This window comes from Roseinatronobacter sp. NSM, from assembly GCF_052379845.1.
GTDB lineage: Bacteria > Pseudomonadota > Alphaproteobacteria > Rhodobacterales > Rhodobacteraceae > Roseinatronobacter.
The window spans coordinates 160072-182337 of sequence record NZ_JBQTCF010000003.1; the positions used below are offsets into that span (position 1 = coordinate 160072).

Genomic DNA, 22266 nt, shown 5'->3' on the forward strand with positions numbered 1-22266 from the left:
TAGTGCAGGCGGCTTAAAATGTCATTATTTAGCCGCGCGACGCGATGGCGGCGTATGGGTCAATGGAAATCCCGGCTTGGGAACAGGCGTTTGGCCTGTTCGCGCGGGTGGTGGGCGCGGGGCGGGTAGCGGGGCGGGCGCGGCGCGTCATCGGCCTGTGGGGCGGTCAGTCCAATGTCGTGATCCATGGGATGGCCCAGGTCGGATAAATGATGCGACATATCCTCGATCTGGTCGGCAATCAGATGTGCCACGGCCCCTTCGCGTTCCAGCCGCCCGGTGACCCGCAGCAACCGCCCCCCCATGACAACCCGCCGGAACCGGGCATAGGTTTTGGGCCAGACCACCACGTTGCACACGCCGGTTTCATCCTCCAGCGTCAGGAAAATAACGCCCGATGCCGTGCCGGGGCGCTGGCGGGTGATGACCAGCCCGCACACGGCATGTCGCCCAGGCGGCACGGCAAGAAGCTGGTCATGCGCCGTCAGGGTGCCCATGGCGGGGCGCAGCAGTTCCATAGGATGGGCGCGCAGGCTCAGGCGCAGGGTGATGTAATCTTCCACCATCTCCTCGCCCAGATGCATGGCGGGCAGGGACACGGGCGGTTCGCGCAGCCCCTCGCCATCAATGGGGTCGGCAAACAGCGGCAGGGGCGCGGGCGCGCGAATGGCCCGCACGGCCCAAAGGGCCGCGCGCCGCGTCAGCCCCGTTCCCGCAAAGGCATCGGATTCCGCCAGCCGGTCCAGCACCGCAGGCGCGATCCCGGCGCGCAACCACAGGCTTTCGGGATCGGGATAGCCATTGCCGCGCGCGGCCACAATCCAGTCCGCATCTTCCTTGCGAAAGCCCTTGATCTGACGAAACCCCAATCGCAGCGCCAGCGCGCCATCGCCGCGCCGTTCCAGAAGATTGTCCCAGCCGGAATGGTTCACGCAGACCGGGCGCACATCCACGCCATGGTCGCGCGCATCGCGCACAATTTGCGCAGGGGCATAAAACCCCATCGGCTGGCTGTTCAGCAACGCACAGGCAAAAACCGCCGGATGGTGGCATTTCAACCATGAGGATACATAGGTCAGCATGGCAAAGGCCGCGGCATGGCTTTCAGGAAAACCGTAATCGGCAAACCCTTCGATCTGGGCAAAGCACGCCTCGGCCACGTCGCGGGCGTAGCCGTTGGCCAACATCCCGTTGATGAAGCGGTCCTTATGCGCGCCTATCGTGCCCATGCGCCGGAAGGACGCCAGCGACCGGCGCAGATGGTCGGCTTCTTCTGCAGTGTAGCCCGCCCCCACAACGGCAATCTGCATGGCCTGTTCCTGAAACAGCGGCACCCCCAGCGTTTTGCGCGTGACCTGTTCCAGCGCGGGGCCAAAGGGTTCGGGCGTTTCCAGCCCCTGACGGCGGCGGATATAGGGCTTGACCATGCCGCCCTGAATGGGACCGGGGCGCACAATGGCCACTTCGATGACCAGATCATAGAAGGTGCGCGGCCGCATACGGGGCAGGAAATTCATCTGTGCGCGGCTTTCCACCTGAAACACGCCCACTGCATCAGCCCGGCACAGCATGTCATAGGTGGCGCGGTCTTCTTGTGGCACGCTGTCCAGTGTCAGGTGGGTGTGGTTATGGGTTTGCAGCAGATCAAACGCCTTGCGAATACAGGTCAGCATGCCCAGCGACAGGATATCAACCTTCAGGATACCCAGCGCGTCAATATCATCCTTGTCCCATTCGATGACAGTGCGCCCCTCCATCGCGGCGTTTTCAATGGGGCATAATTCGTCAAGCCGGCCTTTGGTAATGACAAACCCGCCGACATGCTGGCTAAGATGGCGGGGAAACCCGATAATTTCTCCAATCAGGCGCAGGGTCAGGGACAGGCGGCTGTCGCGCGGGTCCAGCCCCAGTTCGCGCAGGCGCGCAGGGTCCGCGCCGCTGTTGGAATGGCCCCATATCTGGCCTGCCAGTGCGGTGGTGACATCGGCACTTAGCCCCATGACCTTGCCCACCTCGCGGATGGCGGCGCGGGTGCGGAAATGAATGACCGTGGCGCACAGCCCGGCGCGGTCGCGGGTGTAGCGGTCATAGATCCACTGAATCACCTCCTCTCGGCGTTCATGTTCAAAATCCACGTCAATATCGGGCGGTTCGGCGCGGTGGCGTGAAATGAAGCGTTCAACCACCATGCCAATCATGTCGGGGCTGACATCCGTGATGCCCAGCAGGTAGCACAGGATGGAATTTGCCGCAGACCCGCGCCCCTGACACAGAATGCCGCGCGACCGCGCATGCGCCACAATGTCATGCACTGTCAGGAAATAGGCCGCATAGTTCAGGTCAGCCACCAGCGCCAGTTCTTTGGCCATCAGCCCTTGCACCCGCGCAGGCGCGCCTTGCGGGTAGCGCCGCGCCATGCCTTCGCGGGCCAGCCGTTCCAGCCGCGCTTGCGGGGCTTCGCCCTGTGCCACCTCGTCGGGGTAGTCATAGCTTAGCTGCCCCAGATCGAAGCCGCAGCGCGCCGCAATGTCCAGCGTGCGTCGCAGCGCGGCAGGGTGGTTGCGATACAGGCGCGCCATATCGGCATGGCCCTTCAGGCGGCGTTCCGCATTGGGCAGGGCGCGGGTGCCGATCTGGTCAATGGTGATCCCGCAGCGCAGGCAGGTCAGCACATCGGCCAAGGGGCGGCGCGCGGCGCGGTGCATCAGCACATCGCCCAGCGCCACCATGGGGGTGCTGGCGCGCAGGGCCATCCGCGCGCAGGCATCAAACCACGCCTGATCACTGCCATCATAGCGGGGGGGCGCGCCCAGAAACACCTGACCGGGATAGCGCGCTTGCAGGGCCTGCAGCGGGGCTGTGGCCTGCGCCAGGTCCGTGGGGGGCAGGGCAATCAGGACCATGCCCTGACAGCCGGTTTCAAGGTCGCGCATTGTCAGGTGACACCCCCCTTTGGGGGCGCGGCGTTTGCCCAGTGTCAGCAAGCGCGCCAGCCGGTGATAGGCCGCGCGGTCAGTGGGCAGGGCAATCCAGTCCACGGCGCAATCATCCAGCACCAGCCGCGCGCCGACAATCAGCTTCGGCAACTCTGGCAGGTCGACATGGGACAATTCCTGCGCCGAAACCTGTTGGCGTGACGACGCATCCATGCGTGTGCCAGACCGCACCGGCAGGCCCTTGCCTGCATCCGTCCGCAGGGTTTTCAGGGCCGACCATGCGCGCACCACCCCCGCCAGCGAATTGCGGTCCGTTATGGCAATGGCCGCCAGCCCCAGTTCGGCGGCGCGCAGCACCAGTTCTTCGGGGTGCGATGCGCCCGTCAGAAAGGTGAAATTCGATGTGACGCATAATTCGGCATAGCTCATGCGAATTCGCCCTGCACAAACCAGCCGGGATTTTGGGGCGTGTGAAACAGCCACAACCTGCGGCCCTGGCGGGTGTGAATGCACCAGTAATCGCGCATGCCTGTCCGCCAGTTCGGGTCATCGAACCACCATTCGGGTGCAATGCGTTCCGGCCCGATGGCGCGCGCGGTGTGCAGATGCATGCGCCGCCACTGGAACCGCGCGGGCGGTGTGGGGCCTGTGGCGGCAATGGCTTCGGGGGGGAACAGGTGCAGGGGGCGGGGCGGGGCGGGGCGCCAGCCTGTTTCAGGCGCGCTATGGGCTGCGGGCGCTATCAGGAAACTGCGTTCGGGGATGTGGCTGTCGGCGGGCAGAAAGCGGCGCACATTTTCCAGCCCGATACGGGTTCCGATGCGGGTGACCAGATCGGCCAGCCGGTCGGGGGTTTGCGATGTGGCCCCTATTGCGGCCTGCTGCGCGGCCAGCGGTTCTGTCAGCGTGGCTTCCAGCCGCACCTGGTCAATGCCGAACCCCGCCTGCACAGTGCCCACACCCCGTTCAAACAGGGGCAGAATGCGCGCGGGGTCGCGCATGGCGGCGGCCAGCCGCAATTCCACCTGCTGGCTGCCCTGATCCACCCGCCGCAAGGTCAGCACCAATGCGCGCGCGCCAACCCCCTGCGCGTGCAATTTGGCACATAGCGCGTCCAGCAAGCGGCCCGTGGCGGTCATGACATCGCCAACCAGACCAATGGGGTCAGGCAGGGTCAGGCGCACGGCGTAATGCACCGGCGCAGCTTCGGGGGTGACGGGTTCGGGCAGATGGCCAAGCGCCTGATCCAGCCGTTGCAACAGGGCGGGTCCAAACCTGCGGGCCAGTGGGGCGCGTGCCGTGTCCGACAAGTCACCGATGGTGCGCAGGCCCAGCCGTTGCAGCGCGGTGCTGGTTGCATTGTCCAGCCGCAGCGCGGCCACGGGCAGGTTGTCCAGCGGTTGTTCTGCCTGCGTGCCGTAATGCGCCCGCGCCCATGCCGCCCCGCGCGTGTTGCCCAGCCCCAGCCGCACCTCCAGCCCGGCGGCGTCCAGCCGCGCGCGCAGGCGCGCCAGCAGCGCCCCCTCGCCCCCCCACAGATGGGCTGAACCGCTGATATCCAGCACCAGCCCGTCTGCGCCGTCATGCCCCACCCAAGGGCACCAGCGCATGGCCCAGCGGCGCAGCGTGGCCAGAAAACGCGCGTCCAGATCCGGGCGCGCGGGGCGGCATACCATGTCGGGGCAAAAAGCGCGTGCATCGGCCAGCGACATGCCACACTGCAACCCCGCCTGTTCGGCATGGCGGTTCAGGCAATACAGCCGGTCGCTGTTGTCCTGCCGGATGGTCAGCGCAAAGGGGCCGTCAACCGGATGCGCCCGCAGAACCCGATCTGTTGCCAGTCGGGGAAACCACATGCAAATGACGCGTTTCTGAATCCCATCGAACATGCCAGGCCCCAATTGTTCCTGATTTGTTCTTATTAATTTCCCAATGCATCAGAGTCGAGTCGCTTCTGTTCACATCCAGAACAGGGGTGGCGTGCCAACGTGTTTCTGCGGCATTGGACCCCATCCCTTCAGGAATGATGCACAGCCCTGTGGTGTTTCCCGCGCGTGCCGCCAGTTGCAGCCTGCGCCCCGCGCGCAAGTCCAGCGCGCGGGTGATGGCGATGACAACCAGCGGTGTGGACCCATCCCTAAGCGCTTCTTCTGCTACTGCGAGTGTGTCGGTCTGGTTGGGCGTGCAGGCCAGCATGATGCGGGCAGGGTCCACAAAGGCCGCAAGGCCGGGCGGGTGCAGGGTGCCGGCCTGCCTGCTTTCGCATACCCACAACACCATTCCCGCCATTCTTGCCGCAAGGACAGCGGCAAACGCCACTGCCCCCGCGCCGGACACTTCATGGACACGGGCGGCACGCAGAAAACTGGAAGATGACGGATCACAGGACATGGTGCCAATATATGGCACCATGTCAGGCGTTTCAAACGGCGGTTACAGGGCTGGCCCCCGTCAGGGGGTTATGCCGCGCGCCCGAACAGCGGTTGGGGCCGCAAATGCGTCAGACTGCGCCACAGCCATTCCCACGGCCCGTAGATGAAATGTCGAAACCACAGATGCGCGAAACCGCACAGCCCCATGACAACCCCGCCCGCAAGTGCGACGACAGCAAGCGTGCCGGTCTGGCCGATCAACTGAAAGCCCCAGCCATAAAACAGCATTTGCCCCAGCGCCGAAGACCCCAGATACCCTGTCAGACTCATCCTGCCCAACGGGGCCAGCAGGGTATGCACCCACTGCAGGCGCGGGCCATGCAAGGCACCTGTCAGGACCATAAGATACCCCAGCGCCATCAGCGGCGTTTCCAGATACAGCATGAACCAGATGCCCCGTGGCGTCTGGATCAGGTGCAGTCCGGCCCATGCCCCCAGACCCAGCAACAGGCACACAGCACCTGCGCGCAACATCGCCCCGCGCCGCGCCGCGATATGCGCCAGAAGGGCAGCTTTGCCCGCTGCAAGCCCCAGCAGGAACAGGCCCGACAGCATGAACAGCCGCAACAACAGCATTCCCGCCGCCCCGTCAGCGGCCCCCGTGACCATATTCAGGTTTTGGGTGACCGCATCTGCATATTGCGGCAAGGCGAAGGCTTGCAGGCTGTCCCCATGCCCTTCGGGCACAGGTGCGGGCGGGCCAACCCCGCTCAGGGCAAGGGCCGCAGGCCCCGCCAGAATTAACCCCACCCCCAGCGCGCAAATGACCCGCTGCGACAGGCGCGCGGCCAGCGGAAGCAGCAGCCCCAATGCGGCATAGGTCATCAGGATGTCGGCCCAGAACAAAAAGATCGCATTGAACGCCCCGATCGCGCCCAGAACCAGAAACCTGCGCATGATCTGCAGCGCTGATGCGCCGCCTTCGGGACCTGCGCGCTGCAAGATCATGCTGAAACTTAGCCCGAACATGAAAGAAAAGGCCGCAAGCGCCTTGCCGTCAAAAAACATGTCCAGCAAAGTCCATGCAGCGCGGTCCAGTGGCCCCAGCATGTCAGCGCGCGCCGCCGGGTCCAGATAGGCCAGCCCCGAAAAGGTCATCATGTTCATAACGATGACAACCGCCAGTGCCACGGCGCGCACTGTGTCGATACGGGTGTTCCGCTGGTGTTCGTGCAAAGCCATCGCCGCCGCCCCCCCCTTCGCTACAGGCTGTTCCACTGCAGGGCCGAAAGCATAAAATGCCGCCCATCGAAGGCCAGTCATGCCCGTTTTCAGCGCGTGAAATGGGCGTTTTCGTGCCAAAACCGCCATGATTGCGCGGGGGGCGGGGGGGGCACAGAAGGGGAGATTTCCGGTTTGCGCAACTGCGCGGGCGCGGAGCACACGCGCGGGGCAGGGCGCACCGCCAAATGCATGGCATTCCAGCTGCACCAGCCCAGTTGCGCGCGCGGATTACCCTGTCATCTTCTCATCTTGAAGATGCGACATTTTCCATGGCGCGCGTGTGTCGGGCGCGCCGAACAGATACCCTTGCAGACAATCAACCCCCATATCGACCAGCATCCGCGCATCTTCTGCGGTTTCAACGGATTCCGCGACAGTGAACATGTCGAAATGCCGTGCAATTGACACCAGCGCCTGTGTCAGGATCTGGTTGTCGGGGTTTTCACTGATACCGCGAATGAACTCGCCATCAATCTTGATGATGTCGAAATAAAAATCCTTCAGATACCGGAAGGCGGTGTAGCCCGCGCCGAAATCATCCAATGCGAAGCATATGCCGCGTTCTTGCATGTCCTGCATGAAAACCGTCACAAGGTCAGGCATGACAATGGCCGAGGATTCCGTGATTTCAAGGATCAGCCGCTCCCCGATCCTGGGGTCCTGACGCAGGCCGCGTTCCAGCGTGGCCAGCCATTCGGGGTATCCGATGGACCGCGCTGACATGTTGATGGACAGCCGGATTCCAGGTTCGACAGCCAGCGTGTTCAACCCCATTTCCAGCGCCAGACAGTCAATCTTGCGGCCCAGTTCCATCGTTTCGACCGCGCCCATGAAATCGACCGCGGGAATGATCCTGCCCTTGGGGTCCATGATTCGGATCAACCCCTCATAGAAGGCCACGCGCCGCGGCATGCGCGCTTGCACGACAGGCTGGAAGGCCAGCATCGCGCGACGATCCTTCAACGCGTGTTCCACCAGACTGATCGCATCTTGCCGCGTTTGTTCTGCCGCTGCAGCAAAAGGGGAAGAATGCGCTGCATCCTCATTATAGGGCCGACCAGTAAGTGGGTTTGACATCAGGACTACTCCAAGGCTTTTCCCGACATTCGCGTGTTGCACTTAATCGGCGGTTAAATTCAGGCGATTCTCTAAAATACTTGTCATATTTTCAGCTTTGCGCGACGCCTTGGGCGCGGATTGCTTTCGGCGGACGGCCCGCGTATAGGCTTTTGCAAAATCCGGCGGCGTCAAAGGACAGCAATCATGGGCGAATCTTCGGCAAATTCGATGTGGGGCGGGCGTTTTGCAGCAGGCCCGCACGCCATCATGGAGGCCATCAATGCCTCAATCGGTTTTGACCAGCGCATGGCCGCGCAGGACATCGCCGGATCGCGCGCGCATGCGGCCATGCTGGCGGCAACGGGAATCATCACGGCGCAGGATGCACAGGCCATTGATCAGGGGCTGCACCAGGTTCTCACCGAGATTGAGGGCGGCAGTTTTGCTTTCTCGACCGCGCTGGAAGACATACACATGAATGTCGAGGCGCGCTTGTCAGACCTTATCGGTGCCCCGGCAGGGCGCCTGCACACAGCACGGTCGCGCAATGATCAGGTCGCGCTGGATTTCCGCATCTGGGTGCGCGACCAATGCGACGCCGCGATTGCGGGCATCGACGCGCTGATGCGCGCCTTTCTGGCACAGGCCGAAGCGGGCGCAGATTGGGTCATGCCCGGATTCACCCATCTGCAAACTGCGCAACCTGTCACATGGGGCCACCATATGATGGCCTATGTGGAAATGCTGGCCCGCGACAAGGGCCGTTTCCAGGATGCACGCGCGCGCATGAACGAATGCCCCCTTGGGGCAGCCGCGCTGGCGGGCACGTCCTTTCCCATCGACCGCCAGATGACGGCCAGGGCGCTGGGCTTTGACCGGCCCACGGCGAATTCCCTTGATACTGTGTCGGACCGCGATTTCGCGCTGGAATTCCTGTCAGCGGCCAGCATTTGTGCGATGCACCTGTCGCGCTTTGCCGAAGAACTGGTCATCTGGTCCTCGGCGCAATTCCGCTTTGTGCGCATGTCCGACCAGTTTTCCACCGGCTCCAGCATCATGCCGCAAAAGCGCAACCCCGATGCCGCCGAATTGCTGCGCGCCAAACTGGGGCGCATCCTTGGGGCAACTGTGGCGCTGTTCACCGTCATGAAGGGGCTGCCGCTGGCCTATTCCAAGGACATGCAGGAAGACAAGGAGCAGGTGTTTGACGCCGCCGATACCCTTATGCTGGGCCTTGCCGCCATGGAAGGCATGGTGCGCGACCTGACGGCCAACCGCGCCACGCTCGAAACTGCGGCCGCCTCCGGGTTTTCGACCGCAACCGATCTGGCCGACTGGCTGGTGCGCGAACTGAACCTGCCCTTCCGAGAGGCGCACCACGTCACCGGGTCCCTTGTCAAACTGGCCGAGGACAGCGGCTGCGACCTCCCCGACCTGACGCTGGACGACATGCAAAAAGTGCATGGTCAAATCACGCAGGCGGTCTATTCTGTGCTGGGGGTGCAGAACTCGGTCAACAGCCGCACCAGCTATGGCGGCACAGCCCCCGCAAATGTCCGCGACCAGATCGCCCGCTGGAAAGGAATATTGTCATGAAATACGCCCTGCTGGCTGCCGTGTTCGTGCTCAGCGCCTGCGGTGCCGAAGCCCCGCCAAGTTACCCCGCACCAGCACAATCGGGCCTCAGTGTCACAGGTGACGCGCGCATTGGCGTGGGCGCAGACCTATGACGCCCCTGCGCATGATCTATCTGGCGCTGGCCATCTGGGGCACACTTCATCCGATGTATTGGTTCATCACATGGTTTGTGCAAAATGAATGGTCGCTGATGGCCATGGTCGACGCGTGGCATGCCAACGCGGCCACCAGCGGGCTGGTCTGGGACCTGACAATTGCCGCTGTCGCGTTGACGCTGTTCGTGCTTGTCGAAAGCTGGCAGCGCCGCCGGTTCATAGGGCTTCTGGCCATTCCGGCGACATTTTGCATCGGCGTGTCTTGCGGCGTGCCGCTCTATCTGTTCCTACGCTCCCGCCCGGAGTGACCGCTCTTTCATCTTGCCACAAATACTCTCGCCGAAGGCACCCGCCCCAACGCCCCGGCCAGCCGCCTGACCGAAAGCACCCCTGATGGATCATTTCCTGTATCGCAACGGTGTCCTGCACGCCGAAGATGTGCCCCTTTCCCGCATTGCAGCGGATGTGGGCACGCCGTTTTATTGCTATTCCACGGCCACTCTGACGCGCCATTTCCGCTTGTTTCAGGACGCGCTGTCGGGGATGGATCATCTGGTATGCTTTGCCATCAAGTCGCTGTCCAATCAGGCCATCTTGCAGACCCTGGGGGCCTTGGGCGCGGGTATGGATGTGGTGTCAGGGGGCGAATACCGCCGCGCCCTGGCGGCGGGCGTGCCCGGCGACCGGATCGTGTTTTCCGGCGTGGGCAAGACGCGCGCGGAGATGGAATTTGCGCTGGCCCATGGTATCCGGCAATTCAACGTTGAATCCGCCGAAGAACTGCGCGTTCTGTCCGCGGTTTCCAGCGCCATGGGCGTGGTTGCGCCGATCACCTTGCGCGTGAACCCTGATGTGGACGCCAAAACCCATGAGAAAATCGCCACAGGCCGCAAGGAAGACAAATTCGGCGTGCCCATCGCGCAGGCCCGCGCCATCTATGCCGAAGCGGCCACCCTGCCGGGCATCGAAATTGTGGGAATTGATGTGCATATCGGCAGCCAGCTGACCGAGCTTGCCCCTTTTGAAGCCGCATTTACAAAAATCGCGGACCTGACACGCGAGTTGCGCGCAGATGGCCACACCATCCGGCGGCTGGATCTGGGCGGGGGGCTGGGCATTCCCTATACGCGGTCCAATGAAACCCCGCCCCTGCCGCTGGAGTATGGCGCCATGATCCAGCGTGTTCTGGGGGATCTGGATGTTGAAATTGAGATTGAACCGGGCCGCCTGATTGCGGGCAATGCGGGTATTCTTGTGGCCTCGGTCATCTACCTGAAGCAAGGCGAAGGGCGCGATTTCCTGATCCTTGATGCGGCAATGAACGACCTGATCCGCCCTGCCATGTATGGCGCGCATCATGACATTGTGCCAGTTGTGGAACCTGTCGCGGGTGTGGAACAGCGCGCGGTGGATATTGTCGGCCCCGTATGCGAATCGGGCGACACTTTCGCCAAGTCGCGCAACATGCCCCCGCTGGGGCCTGAGGATCTGGTCGCGTTCCGCTCGGCGGGTGCTTACGGCGCTGTCATGTCGTCAGAATACAATACCCGCCCCCTGATCCCCGAAGTTCTGGTGAAAGATGATCAATATGCTGTCATCCGTCCGCGCCCAAGCTTTGACGAAATCATCAACCGCGATACATTACCGGAATGGCTGACGCAAAAGCCATGATCCGGCTGGCCTGCCGAACGGGCCGATGAGAGAGGGTTGATGTTCCGCCGTAGCCGACCAGATACACCGCCTGCCCTGACCCGCGCCTTGCGTGGGACATTGGCGGGGATATGGGCGGAAAGACTGGCGCGCGCGTTCTGGCCTTTCAGCAGTGTTGTGTTGTTTGCGGCCGCCGCGCTGGGCTTCGGGGTGCAGGACCATTTGCCGCCATTCTGGGCGGGGGCGCTGGTGCTTGTGATTTTGGGCGCGGCGCTGGGCAGTTTGCTGGTCGGGGCGTGGCGTCTGCGCGTGCCGTTTTCCGCCGATGCCGCGCGCCGTCTGGATCAGGCATTGCCGGGGCGGCCGTTGTCCACGCTGGCGGACCATCAGGCCATTGGCGCGCAAGACGCGGCCTCGGCACGGGTGTGGGCCGTGCATATGGCACGGATGCAGGCGGGGCTTGCGCATGCCACGCCCGTGCGCGGTGATCTGCGGCTGGCGCGGTTTGACCGTTTTGGCCTGCGCTACATCGCGCTGACGGCATTTACCGTGTCGGTGGTGTTCGGCGCGCCAACGCGGGTTGGGGAAATATCGGATATTGCGCAAATTTCGGGCCGTGCCGAAGCGGTGGCCCTTGGCCCGTCATGGGAAGCATGGGTGCAGCCGCCCCCCTATACCGGTCGGCCCAGCCTGTATTTGAACGAAGTGGACCGCGCGCGTCTGGACCTGCCGCAGGGCAGCCGTGTGACTGTGCGGTTTTATGGTCAGCAGGGCGTCATGTCGGTGCATGAAAGCCTGTCGGACCGGGACGCGGCAAACCCTGACGATATGGCGCAGGATTTCGACATCGAACGTTCTGGCAGGCTAAGTATTCGTGGCCCCGGCGGGCGGGATTGGGAAGTGGTCGCGCTGGCGGACCAGCCCCCTGCTGTGGCGCTGGACGGTGTGGCAGGGCGCGAACGCGGCGGGTTGATGCGGCAGGATTTCACCGCGCGCGATGATTACGGTGTGGTCGCGGGCCATGTCCATATCGATATTGATCTGGGCAATGTTCCGCGCGAATTCGGCCTTGCGCTGCCGCCTGAACCCCGCGACGCGCTGACAATGGCCTTGCCATTGCCTGTTTCGGGGTCGCGCGTGGAATTTTCGGATGCCTTTATCGAAGATTTCTCCCAGCACGCCTGGGCGAACATGCCTGTGACTGTGGCGCTTCAGGTCGAAGATGCGCGTGGCCAGCATGCGCGGACCGAAGCGCAGGGAATGACATTGCCGGGGCGGCGTTTTTTCGACCCTATGGCGGCAGCCGTCATCGAATTGCGCCGTGACCTGCTGTGGAACCGTGAAAATGCCGTGCGCGCGGGCCAGTTGATGCGCGCCATCGGCCACCACCCGCAAGACGCCTTTCGCGGGATCGAGGCGCGGATCAGGTTCACAGAAACGCGCGATCTGCTGCTGGCCAGTCTGAATGATGGCGGCCTTGACGGGGCCACCCGCGATGATCTGGCGCAGCGCATGTGGGATCTGGCCGTGTTGCTGGAAGAAGGCGAGTTGGCTGATGCCCGCGAACGGTTGCGCCGTGCACAGGAACGGCTGGACGAAGCCGTGCGCAGCGGCGCAGACCCGTCCGAAGTGGCCGAGTTGATGGACGAATTGCGCGATGCCATGCGCGCGTATATGCGCCAGCTGGCCGAGCAGCCCCGTGAACGCGGCGAAGCGCCCCCTGACGGCGAAAGCATGGAAATCACCCAAGACCAGATTCAACAGCTTCTGGACCGCATACAGGAGTTGATGGAAGAAGGCCGGATGGATGAAGCCGCCGAGTTGCTGGCGCAATTGCAGGCATTGCTGGAAAACCTGCAAATGGCCGAAGGGCAGGGCGGCGAGGGCATGCCCGGCAATGACGCCATGGAAGGGTTGGGGGACGCGCTGCGCGAACAACAAAATCTGGCGGATGACACGTTCAACGACCTGCAGGAGCAGTTCCGCAATCGCGAAGACGGGGAAGGGGGCGCCCCCTCTGAGCAGTTGACCGAGCGCCAGCGCGAACTGGCCGATCAGTTGCGCGACCAGCAGCTTGCCCCCCTGCCCGGCGAGGGCACGCCAGAAGGCGACGCCGCGCTGGAGGCGCTGGAACGCGCCCAGCGCGCCATGGAAGACGCCGCGCAATCGCTTGAGGATGGCGACACCAGCGAGGCCCTGAACCGTCAGGCCGATGCCATGGAAGCCATGCGCGACGGTCTGCGCGCCATGAATGACGCCCGCACCCAGACCCAGCGCGCGCAGCAGCAGCAGCAGGGCGAACAAGGTGCGCAGGGGGGGCGCGACCCACTGGGCCGTGACCGCAATCAGGGCGGGGATGTGGGCACCGATCAGGATATGTTGCAAGGGGGCGACACCTACCGCCGTGCGCAGGACTTGCTGGACGAATTGCGCCGCCGGTCTGCCGAACTGGACCGGCCGGAAGTGGAGCTGGACTATCTGCGCCGCCTTCTGGACCGTTTCTGACGCGGGCATACCCACTTGACGTAACCCCGCCTGCCGCCTATACGCCACAATGTCTGCGGTCGGATTCGGCCTGCGGACCTTTTTGTATATTGGATGCGCCTGCCGCCTTCGGGCAGGTCTGGTCCGGCAAGAAGCTGTGAAAGAAAAGCATGACTGACCTCTGGCGGGCACATTGGTGGACCCGGACGAAGACCAGAGCTATCAGACAGCGTTACATCAGCGGGACAACCGCGCGATTTTGAAAGGGCTAGCGATGAACCTTATCGCCCAGATCGAAGCCGAGCAGATTGCAGAGCTTGGCAAGGAAATTCCGGATTTCAAGGCGGGTGATACCATCCGCGTTGGGTATAAAGTGACCGAAGGCACCCGTTCGCGCGTGCAGAACTTCGAAGGTGTGTGCATCGCCCGCAAAGGCGGCGCAGGTATTGCCGCATCCTTTACTGTGCGCAAGATTTCGTTCGGCGAGGGTGTGGAACGTGTGTTCCCCCTGTATTCAACGAATATCGACAGCATTGCTGTTGTGCGCCGTGGTCGTGTGCGTCGCGCCAAGCTGTATTATCTGCGTGACCGTCGCGGCAAATCGGCCCGTATCGCAGAAAAGTCCAACTACCGTCCCATGGACGAAAAAGCTTAAGGAGCGGTCGAATGAAAGCCGATACCCACCCCGATTATCACATAATCAATGTGAAAATGACCGATGGCACCATCGTTCAGATGAAATCGACTTGGGGCGCCGAAGGCGACACCCTGTCGCTGGATATCGACCCCTCTGTGCACCCCGCATGGACCGGCGGTTCGTCGCGCCTGATGGATGCTGGCGGCCGCGTGTCGAAGTTCAAGAACAAATATGCCGGTCTGGGTTTCTGAAACCCGCTGTCATGACTGTTGCAAAAAGGCGCGTTTATCGCGCCTTTTTTGTTTTTAATCATACGCTTGCCATATGGTTTCGGGTGCTTGCACATATCCGTTACCGCGCATAGAAGGGGGCAGGGGCAACGCATCAGGGCACTCGCATGGCGCATATCATCGTGGTCGGCAACGAAAAGGGCGGGTCGGGCAAGTCGACCGTGTCAATGCATGTGTCCGTCGCGCTGGCGCGCATGGGCAAGCGCGTCGGCGCAATGGATCTGGACCTGCGCCAGCTCAGTTTCGGGCGCTACATTGAAAACCGCCGTAATTTCATGGCCAAAAGCGGGATTGACCTGCCAATCCAGACATTCCAGCCTTTGCCCGACATTGACGCAGCCAGCCTGCCGGACGGGGCAAACCTGTCTGATGCGCGCATGTCGGCCGCGCTGGAACTGCTGGAGAAAACCTGCGATTACATCATCATCGATTGCCCCGGTGCGCATACACGGCCCAGCCAGTTCGCGCATTCCGTGGCCGATACGTTGATAACGCCCATCAATGACAGCTTCATTGATTTTGACCTGCTGGCCAGAACCGACCCGGACACAGGCAAGGTGGTGTCCCCGTCCATCTATTCAGAAATGGTCTGGAAGGCCCGTCAGACCCGTGCGCAGGCCGGGTTGCGCCCGCTGGACTGGATTGTGTTGCGCAACCGTCTGGGCACCGTGGCCATGCATAACAAACGCAAGATCGGTGACGCATTGGAAGAACTGAGCAAGCGCATCGGGTTTCGCGTGGCCGCCGGGTTCAGCGAACGCGTGGTGTTCCGGGAACTGTTCCCCCGCGGCCTGACCTTGCTGGACCTGCCCGATATTGGCAATGAAACCATGACTATGTCGCATGTTGCCGCGCGTCAGGAATTGCGCGACCTGTTGGTAACGCTTGAGCTGCCCGATTTGCTGGTCAATATCTGAAATAGCCCCGGCAGGGCAAGCGGGCCTCAAGGTCATTTGACATCCGTTCAAGGCGCATATCGATCTTGTCGCAGCTTTGGCCTGCATCGGGTCTTTTGCCACCCATCAGCGCGGCGAACACTGCGCCAATGCGAAAGCTGTCAGTATCATTTTGAAAACCGGCCATTTTCTTCCCTTTGCCCGCGTGTTCCGGCGCGTGTGTCATGTCGCAAACGCCGCGCCCTTCCGGGGTAATTTCTGGTTAACTGCTGTGGCGGGAATATGGCCGTTGAATGGAACCTCTGTGGCGCTGGCATTGCCCGAACGGCGCGCGCTTGGCAAGAGGGCGCTTTTGCGTCAAATCCTGCGGCAGGCGCGCAATTGTTGATCATACATTTGGGCCCGTGACGCCACCCGGTCGGCGACGCCCAGCAACCATGGTTTGGCATTATATGACCCGCGCGCAAAGCCCGTATGCCCGTCATGATAGGCAAGATACAGGTTGCGCGCATCATTTAGCGCAATCCCGTTGCGTTCGCGGGATTTGTTGGAATACCAGCCCACAAAATCCGTTGCATCCCTGATATTGGTGCGTGTGGCGCGGCGGTTGCCGGTTTCGCGCTGGTATTCTTCCCATGTGCCGTCCAGCGCCTGCGAATATCCAAGCGCTGAGGATTGGCGCCCCATGGGGATAACGCCCAAAGTGTAGCGCACCGGCGTGCGCGCGTCCCCGATGAAGCGGCTTTCGGCATGGATAATCGCCATCTGGACGGGAATTGAAACGCCCCAGCGCCGTTCTGTTGCGCGCATGGCCGCGAAATACTGCGGGCGTTCCGTTGCCAGCAGGCAGGCGTTGTCCAGGTTGCGCGGTGCAGAAAACTGCTGCCTGCCACCACATGCGGCCAAAAGGGCCACGACGAAAAGAAGTGCGTATGCTCTGCTCATGACTGCCTCGGGGTTTTTCTTTTATCATATCGGTTTTTGCGCTGAATGAAAGCCTGCCTTGGCCTGATGCGTCTTCTGAATGGGGGCATTTCGCCGGATCTGGCGCGTTCGTGAACACAGCAACGCCCCGGCTTCCGGTTCTTAACGATATTTTCAAGAACTGCGCATATTCTGCCCGATGGGTGAATATAGGTGGGTGTGATGCAAAAAACTGACAATGTCAGGCCGATTATTATCAAGCGCAAGAAAGTCGTTGGTGGCGGGGGCCATCACGGGGGCGCATGGAAGGTGGCCTATGCGGATTTTGTGACCGCGATGATGGCGTTTTTCCTGATGCTGTGGTTGTTGGGGTCGGCTGATGATGAACAGCGCAAGGGTATCGCGGATTATTTCGCGCCAACGCTAAGCTTTCAAAGCAGGTCTTCGGGCGCGGATGGTGTTCTGGGGGGGGCGTCCATGTCGGAAGACACCTCCTTGACCGATGATATTGCCAGCCGCGGCCAGTCGCAGGGGGAAGACACCTTGCTTGAAGACCTTGCAGAGACATTTCAGGCCATGTCCGGCCAAAGCGCGCAATATGAACAAGCGCTGCAGCATGTGAATATCAAGCTGACAGACGAAGGCCTTGTTGTCGAGATTTTCGATCTGCCAGAATCCCACCTGTTTGACGCGCGCAGCGCGCAGCCCAATCCGGTGTTGGGGGTCGTGCTTGACGTGCTGCGCGACGTGTTCGGGATGGTTACCAACCCGATTGCCATCAACGCACATTCGGCCGCGTTTCCGTCTGTTGTGCTGGAAAATCCGGTCTGGACGCTGAGCGTAGACCGCGCGCAAGCGGTGCGCGAGTTGCTGACCAGCCGTGGTCTGGCCGAAGTGCGCATGCACCGGGTGACCGGGCATGCCGACCGCAGCCTTGCGGTTGCCGCCAATGCCATGGACGTGCGCAACAACCGCCTTGAAATCATCTTGTTGCGCAGCAAAGGCGGCTAGTGCCGCGAATTAGCGTGTTATTAACGCAGACCGCGCAGAATGCAGGTAAGAATCATGATGTGCATGGAGTGGATATGAGCATTTCTTCGTCGATGAACGCGGGCATTGCGGGCTTGCGGGCCAATTCAACCCGGTTGGGGACCATCTCGGACAATATCGCAAATTCGGCAACGCATGGGTATCGGCGGTCTGAAACTGCGTTTCATTCCATGGTTGTCGGGTCCGGTGTGGCCGGGCAGGGGGCGTATTCGGCCGGTGGTGTCCGGTCATCGACCTTCCGTCAGGTGGATCAGGGCGGTTCACTTATGGGAACGCAGAATTCCACCGATCTTGCGCTTTCGGGGCGGGGGTTCTTTCCCGTGACCACGGAATTGGGCGCGCGCCTGAATGACGGGACATCCCCGCTTATGCTGTCACCAACCGGGTCGTTCCGGCAAGACAGCACTGGTATCATGCGCGATTCTGCCGGAAACGCATTGCTGGGCTGGCCGGTCAACCCCGACGGGACTGTGCCGGTTTTCCCGCGCGACAACATCTCTGGCCTGCGCCCCGTCCGTGTGGAAGTGAACCAGCAAGTGTCTGTTGCAACCAGTGTTGTCAATCTTGGCGTCAACCTGCCTGCCGCCGCCACATTGCCTGATGCGTCCGGCGACCCGCATCTTATGTCCATCGACTATTTCAATGCGGTCGGGCTGGCTGGAAAGCTGTCTGTGGAATTCACCCCGCAGATTAACCCGCTGGGACCAACCAATATGTGGTCGATGACCTTGACGGAACAGGGCACAGGGGACTTGCTGGGTACCTATACGTTGCAATTCAATGACGCGCCGGGGATTGGTGGAACGCTGCAGGCCGTTACGCGCACCAGTGTTGAAGGTCAGGATTATGACCCGGCAACCGGAGCTTTTGAAGTTGATGTTGCGGGGCAACCGATCAGCTTTGTTGTCGGGAATTATGGCGAATACGGCAGTATGGTCCAGCGCGGCGTGAATTTTTCCCCCGTTGGGGTGGAACAAAACGGTTTTGGGTCGGGCAATATGGTCGGCCTGACTGTTGACGCTGCCGGAAACCTTGATGCTGTCTATGATCAGGGGTTTCGTAGAACCTTGTTCCGCATCCCGATTGTAGATGTGCCCAATCCGAATGGTCTGACGGCATTGAACAACCAGGCATTCCAGGTATCGCGTGACAGTGGCCCGTTCTTCTTGTGGGATGCAGGCACCGGCCCTGTGGGTGAAGTGGTCGGGTATGCGTTGCAGGAATCCGCAACTGATGTCGCGGCGGAACTGACTGCCCTGATCCAGACACAGCGGGCCTATTCGTCTAATGCGAAGGTTATTCAGACTGTGGACGAAATGTTCCAGGAAACGACAAATATCAAACGCTGACTTTGTCTTTTGGTTGAAGAAGGTACCCTGTCATGTCTTTGTCGACAGCGCTCAACTCAGCGGCCAGCGGGCTGCAACTTTCATCGCGTGGCGCGCAGGTCGTGGCCGACAATATTGCAAATGCCAATACCGAAGGTTTTGGCGTGCGCTCCTTGTCGCAAGCGGCGCGTATCACGGGCACTTCCGGCAGTGGCGTAATGATGACGGGTATCGCCCGCGATTCTGATCCTGCCTTGCTGACGGAACTCCGCGGGGCGAATGCGGCGCAGGCAAAGACAGGCAACCTTATGGATTTCTGGGCCAGCATGGAATCCAGCATCGGCATTCCGGGTGATGCAGGTAGCCTTGCAACACGCATCACCAGTTTGGAAAGTGCGTTCAAGCAAGCCTCGGCGCAGCCGGAATCCACCTCGGCCTTGCAAAAAGTCGTGCAAGCCGCAGACAGCCTTGTCACCAAACTCACTGATATCGACAGCGGCTTGCAGCTTTCGCGTGACCGCGCCGATGCAAGCATCGCGCATGATGTGGGCCTTCTGAATTCGATTTTCGATCAGGTCGATAAACTCAATTCCGACATCGCGCGCCAGAAACTTGCAGGCGGGTATCCACACTCACTCGAGGATATGCGTCAGAACCTCATTGACCAGGCCTCATCTATCATCCCGCTGAAAGAGATTTCCCGCCCCGATGGACGTTCCATGCTTCTTGGGGCGGATGGCACTGTTTTTGTCGATCGCGATGTGACGCGTATCGAATTCCAGCGCACCCCTTCCCCTACGGCGGGCGAGTCCGTGGGGGCTGGTGACCTTGGACGCCTTGTGATCAACGGGCGCACTGTGAGTGCAACAAATCCTTTGCTGCAATCCGGCAGTATCGGCAGTGCCTTTGACATCCGCGATGGACTTGCCCCGCAGATGCAACAGCAGCTTGACGAATTCTCTGCTGATCTGGTCAGCAGATTCGCTGATTCCGGGCTAGATGCCAGCATCCCGGCAGGGGCCTTCGGTCTGTTTGCTGTGGCGAATGAAACAACGATGCCCCCAACCTTGGCCGGCATATCGGGCCGACTGGTCGTCAACCCCGCGCTCACCCCTGCGGACAGTTCCAACGCCTGGCGTGTCAGGGACGGGCTTTATGCGGCAACACCTGGCGCTGTGTCAGAAAATGCGGTGATTTCCGGGATGATTGATGCGCTTTCGTCTTTCTCGGCTGTGGGCGCGGGGGGCGGGCCAAACGCGGATGTCCAAGGTCATGCGGCTGCATTTCTTTCGCAGACAGCGACGCAGCGACTGATCGTCGAGACCGAGACTGCCTATACATCTGGCCGTGTTGCGGGGCTTCAGGAACTGCTTGGCGGGCGTGGTGTGGACACGGATGCCGAACTCCAGAAACTTTTGGTTCTGGAAAAATCCTATGCTGCAAATGCACGTGTCATGGCCGCTGCTGATAGCATGCTGCGCACTTTGTTGGAGATGTAAGATGAAACCTCTCGCTCTTGGTGATATGGCGCGCAGCCATGCCTTAAGGCAGAACAGCAATACCGTGAAACGCCAGATGACGTCGTTGCAGCAGGAGCTGATCACCGGGCAGGTCAATGACAAATTGCGCCGTAGCGGTGGCGACGTGGCACTGTTAAGCAGTTTGCAGCGGTCGCTTTCGCTTGCGGAAACAAACAAGGCCAACACTGCCGTGATCTCGACCTATCTGAACACCCAACAAGAAGCGCTTACTCGGGTTTCGGACATTGTCCAGGACAAGGCCGCTTATCTGATCCGGCCCGAACTTTATGCAACTGATGACCGTTTGGCCGGGGCTGTTGACAGAGTGGACGGCGCGCTGCGTGATATCATCACACTTCTGAACACAAAAATCGGGGGGAAAAGCATTTTTGCGGGCAGCAACAGCGACAGGCCCGCCCTGCGCGATGTCGACAGCATGATCAATAGCATTGTCAGCACCATCCCGGCAGGGGCTGACACTTTGACCATCAATCAGCTGGTATCTGATTGGTTTGGCCCCGGTGGCGGATTCGAAAGTGATGATTATCTTGGTGGGCCAGAAAAAACTGGCAATATTTCTCTTGGGAACGGGAATAACCTGCAGTTGAGCCTGACAGCGAATGATGCGGCAATTCGCGGTATTCTGTCCGAATTGGCGAAGGGCGCAGCATTGAAACAAGGGTTGCTGTCGGGGCAGCCAGAACAGCAACGGCAGATGCTGCAAGATATTGGCGCAAATCTGTTTTCGGCCATGTCGGATTTTGAAAATACCCAGGAAAATCTTGGATTGAAACAAGCCTATACCGAAAAAGCGCAGGTCGAAGCAGACGCATCATATACGTCTTCGCAGATAGCTTTAAACACTATGTTGGCTGTCGATGAGTATGATGTGGCGTCGCGCTTGCAAGATGCCATGGCAAGGTTGGATAAAATTTATCTGATGACATCTCGCCTTTCGCGTCTCTCTCTAAGTGAATATCTATGATACATGCTAGATTACTCTTAGTTTTGGTGTCGGTTCTTTTGATTGGACTGGCACCTGCGTTTGCGCAAACCAGGCTGAAAGACATCGTCGAGTTTGACGGTGTCCGTGGAAATGACCTGATAGGGTATGGGTTGGTTGTTGGTCTGAACGGGACCGGCGACGGTGTGCGCAATTCGCCGTTTACCGAAGAAATCATGGTTACTATTCTTGAACGTCTGGGCGTGAATGTTACGGGCGAGCAGTTCCGGCCACGCAATGTCGCCGCTGTTATTGTCACCGCGTCCCTGCCACCCTTCGCGCGTGCGGGGTCGCGCATCGATGTGTCTGTCTCTGCGATCGGGGATGCGTCCAGCCTGCATGGCGGAACGCTTGTGATGACGCCGCTAAATGGCGCTGACGGAAATATCTATGCGGTGGCGCAGGGGGGCATCCTGTCTGGGGGGGTCAGCATCGCGGGAGAGGCCGCTGCCGAAATTCGCGGCGTGCCAACAGCTGGCGTCATTCCCTTCGGCGGAAGAATCGAGCGAGAAGTCGATTTTGTTCTTGGGTCCCTCCGGACGTTGCGCCTGTCGCTCAGGAATGCTGATTTTTCGACGGCCGAAACCATTGAGAGAGCGATCAACACCCAATTCCAGCGCAGCATTGCGACAATGCTGGATTCCGGGACGGTCGAGATTGATGTATCCCGCGCCAATGTTGCGTCTACAGCGCATTTGATCAGCCAGATCGAGAACATTCTGGTTGTCCCGCAGACGCGCGCACGAGTGGTCATGGACCAGCGGTCCGGCACAGTCGTGATCGGGAGTGATGTGAAAATCAGCCATGTTGCGGTCTCTCAAGGGACATTGACATTGCGGGTGGAAGAAGCGCCTGTTGTCGTCCAGCCAAACCCTTTTGCGGCGGGTGAAGCTATCGTTGTTCCAAGAACCCGGGTCGGGATCGAGGATAATGCTGAACTGGCTTTGTTTGAATTACCGGCGGCAACCACATTGACAGATGTTGTTGAAGGGTTGACTGCCTTGGGTGTTGGGCCACGGGAACTGATTGATTTACTTAGCACAATCCACGCTGCCGGGGCCTTGCATGCAGATTTGATTGTGCGCTAACGCCTGCCATCA

Annotated in this window: 20 protein-coding genes; 13 read left to right on the forward strand and 7 right to left on the reverse strand. The window is 60.8% G+C overall.

Annotated features, from left to right (window positions below):
* Positions 1-59: 59 nt before the first annotated feature.
* The 5 genes from ACTZWY_RS02960 to ACTZWY_RS02980 all read right to left on the reverse strand — a co-directional run bounded on the left by ACTZWY_RS02960 (position 60) and on the right by ACTZWY_RS02980 (position 7669).
* Positions 60-3365 (reverse strand): error-prone DNA polymerase, encoded by a 3306-nt coding sequence (locus tag ACTZWY_RS02960; protein ID WP_444789189.1) that lies wholly within the window; start codon positions 3363-3365, stop codon positions 60-62.
* Positions 3362-4825: a Y-family DNA polymerase gene (locus tag ACTZWY_RS02965; RefSeq protein WP_444789190.1), complete on the reverse strand. Its 1464-nt coding sequence runs from the start codon at positions 4823-4825 to the stop codon at positions 3362-3364. Before ACTZWY_RS02965 ends, ACTZWY_RS02960 begins: the two co-directional genes overlap by 4 nt.
* Positions 4740-5348 (reverse strand): ImuA family protein, encoded by a 609-nt coding sequence (locus ACTZWY_RS02970; protein ID WP_444789191.1) that lies wholly within the window; start codon positions 5346-5348, stop codon positions 4740-4742. Before ACTZWY_RS02970 ends, ACTZWY_RS02965 begins: the two co-directional genes overlap by 86 nt.
* A 47-nt stretch (positions 5349-5395) precedes the next feature.
* On the reverse strand, positions 5396-6631 hold the full coding sequence (locus tag ACTZWY_RS02975) for a DUF418 domain-containing protein (protein WP_444789192.1): 1236 nt from the start codon (positions 6629-6631) through the stop codon (positions 5396-5398).
* A gap of 189 nt (positions 6632-6820) precedes the next feature.
* The gene (locus ACTZWY_RS02980; RefSeq protein WP_444789193.1) at positions 6821-7669 is read right to left on the reverse strand and encodes an EAL domain-containing protein; all 849 of its coding nucleotides are present in this window, start codon (positions 7667-7669) and stop codon (positions 6821-6823) included.
* Positions 7670-7855: 186 nt separating this feature from the next.
* Between ACTZWY_RS02980 and argH the strand changes: the two genes are divergently transcribed.
* The 8 genes from argH (at position 7856) to ACTZWY_RS03020 (ending at position 15362) form a co-directional block, all read left to right on the forward strand.
* Positions 7856-9247 (forward strand): argininosuccinate lyase, encoded by a 1392-nt coding sequence (argH, locus tag ACTZWY_RS02985; RefSeq protein WP_444789194.1) that lies wholly within the window; start codon positions 7856-7858, stop codon positions 9245-9247.
* Entirely contained in the window at positions 9244-9381 is a 138-nt protein-coding gene (locus ACTZWY_RS02990) for a hypothetical protein (protein WP_444789195.1), read from the forward strand. Before argH ends, ACTZWY_RS02990 begins: the two co-directional genes overlap by 4 nt.
* Positions 9378-9692 (forward strand): DUF2834 domain-containing protein, encoded by a 315-nt coding sequence (locus ACTZWY_RS02995; RefSeq protein ID WP_444789196.1) that lies wholly within the window; start codon positions 9378-9380, stop codon positions 9690-9692. Before ACTZWY_RS02990 ends, ACTZWY_RS02995 begins: the two co-directional genes overlap by 4 nt.
* Positions 9693-9777: 85 nt before the next feature.
* On the forward strand, positions 9778-11055 hold the full coding sequence (lysA, locus tag ACTZWY_RS03000; RefSeq protein ID WP_444789197.1) for a diaminopimelate decarboxylase: 1278 nt from the start codon (positions 9778-9780) through the stop codon (positions 11053-11055).
* A 39-nt stretch (positions 11056-11094) separates the two neighbouring features.
* A complete protein-coding gene (locus tag ACTZWY_RS03005; protein ID WP_444789198.1) occupies positions 11095-13539 on the forward strand; it encodes a DUF4175 domain-containing protein in 2445 nt (814 codons plus the stop codon).
* A gap of 253 nt (positions 13540-13792) precedes the next feature.
* Positions 13793-14173, forward strand: coding sequence for a 50S ribosomal protein L19 (rplS, locus tag ACTZWY_RS03010; protein ID WP_444789199.1), 381 nt, complete (start codon positions 13793-13795; stop codon positions 14171-14173).
* Between the two features lie 11 nt (positions 14174-14184).
* Positions 14185-14406 (forward strand): 50S ribosomal protein L31, encoded by a 222-nt coding sequence (gene rpmE / locus ACTZWY_RS03015; protein ID WP_444789200.1) that lies wholly within the window; start codon positions 14185-14187, stop codon positions 14404-14406.
* A gap of 146 nt (positions 14407-14552) precedes the next feature.
* Positions 14553-15362 (forward strand): division plane positioning ATPase MipZ, encoded by an 810-nt coding sequence (locus ACTZWY_RS03020; protein ID WP_444789201.1) that lies wholly within the window; start codon positions 14553-14555, stop codon positions 15360-15362.
* Here ACTZWY_RS03020 and ACTZWY_RS03025 read toward each other — a convergent pair.
* Both ACTZWY_RS03025 and ACTZWY_RS03030 read right to left on the reverse strand, forming a co-directional pair.
* Positions 15352-15528, reverse strand: coding sequence for a hypothetical protein (locus ACTZWY_RS03025; RefSeq protein ID WP_444789202.1), 177 nt, complete (start codon positions 15526-15528; stop codon positions 15352-15354). The genes ACTZWY_RS03020 and ACTZWY_RS03025 overlap by 11 nt on opposite strands.
* A 170-nt stretch (positions 15529-15698) precedes the next feature.
* Positions 15699-16286, reverse strand: coding sequence for a transglycosylase SLT domain-containing protein (locus ACTZWY_RS03030; protein ID WP_444789203.1), 588 nt, complete (start codon positions 16284-16286; stop codon positions 15699-15701).
* Positions 16287-16487: 201 nt separating this feature from the next.
* On the opposite strand from ACTZWY_RS03030, the gene ACTZWY_RS03035 reads away from it, so the two are divergent.
* The 5 genes from ACTZWY_RS03035 (at position 16488) to ACTZWY_RS03055 (ending at position 22254) form a co-directional block, all read left to right on the forward strand.
* Positions 16488-17276 carry a flagellar motor protein MotB gene (locus tag ACTZWY_RS03035; RefSeq protein ID WP_444789204.1) on the forward strand — a complete coding sequence of 263 codons (789 nt, stop codon included), beginning with the start codon at positions 16488-16490 and terminating at the stop codon, positions 17274-17276.
* Positions 17277-17350: 74 nt separating this feature from the next.
* A complete protein-coding gene (locus ACTZWY_RS03040) occupies positions 17351-18664 on the forward strand; it encodes a flagellar hook protein FlgE (protein ID WP_444789205.1) in 1314 nt (437 codons plus the stop codon).
* Between the two features lie 32 nt (positions 18665-18696).
* Entirely contained in the window at positions 18697-20142 is a 1446-nt protein-coding gene (gene flgK / locus ACTZWY_RS03045; protein WP_444789206.1) for a flagellar hook-associated protein FlgK, read from the forward strand.
* A gap of 1 nt (position 20143) precedes the next feature.
* On the forward strand, positions 20144-21148 hold the full coding sequence (locus ACTZWY_RS03050) for a hypothetical protein (protein WP_444789207.1): 1005 nt from the start codon (positions 20144-20146) through the stop codon (positions 21146-21148).
* Positions 21145-22254: a flagellar basal body P-ring protein FlgI gene (locus tag ACTZWY_RS03055; protein WP_444789208.1), complete on the forward strand. Its 1110-nt coding sequence runs from the start codon at positions 21145-21147 to the stop codon at positions 22252-22254. Before ACTZWY_RS03050 ends, ACTZWY_RS03055 begins: the two co-directional genes overlap by 4 nt.
* The last annotated feature ends 12 nt before the right edge of the window (positions 22255-22266 follow it).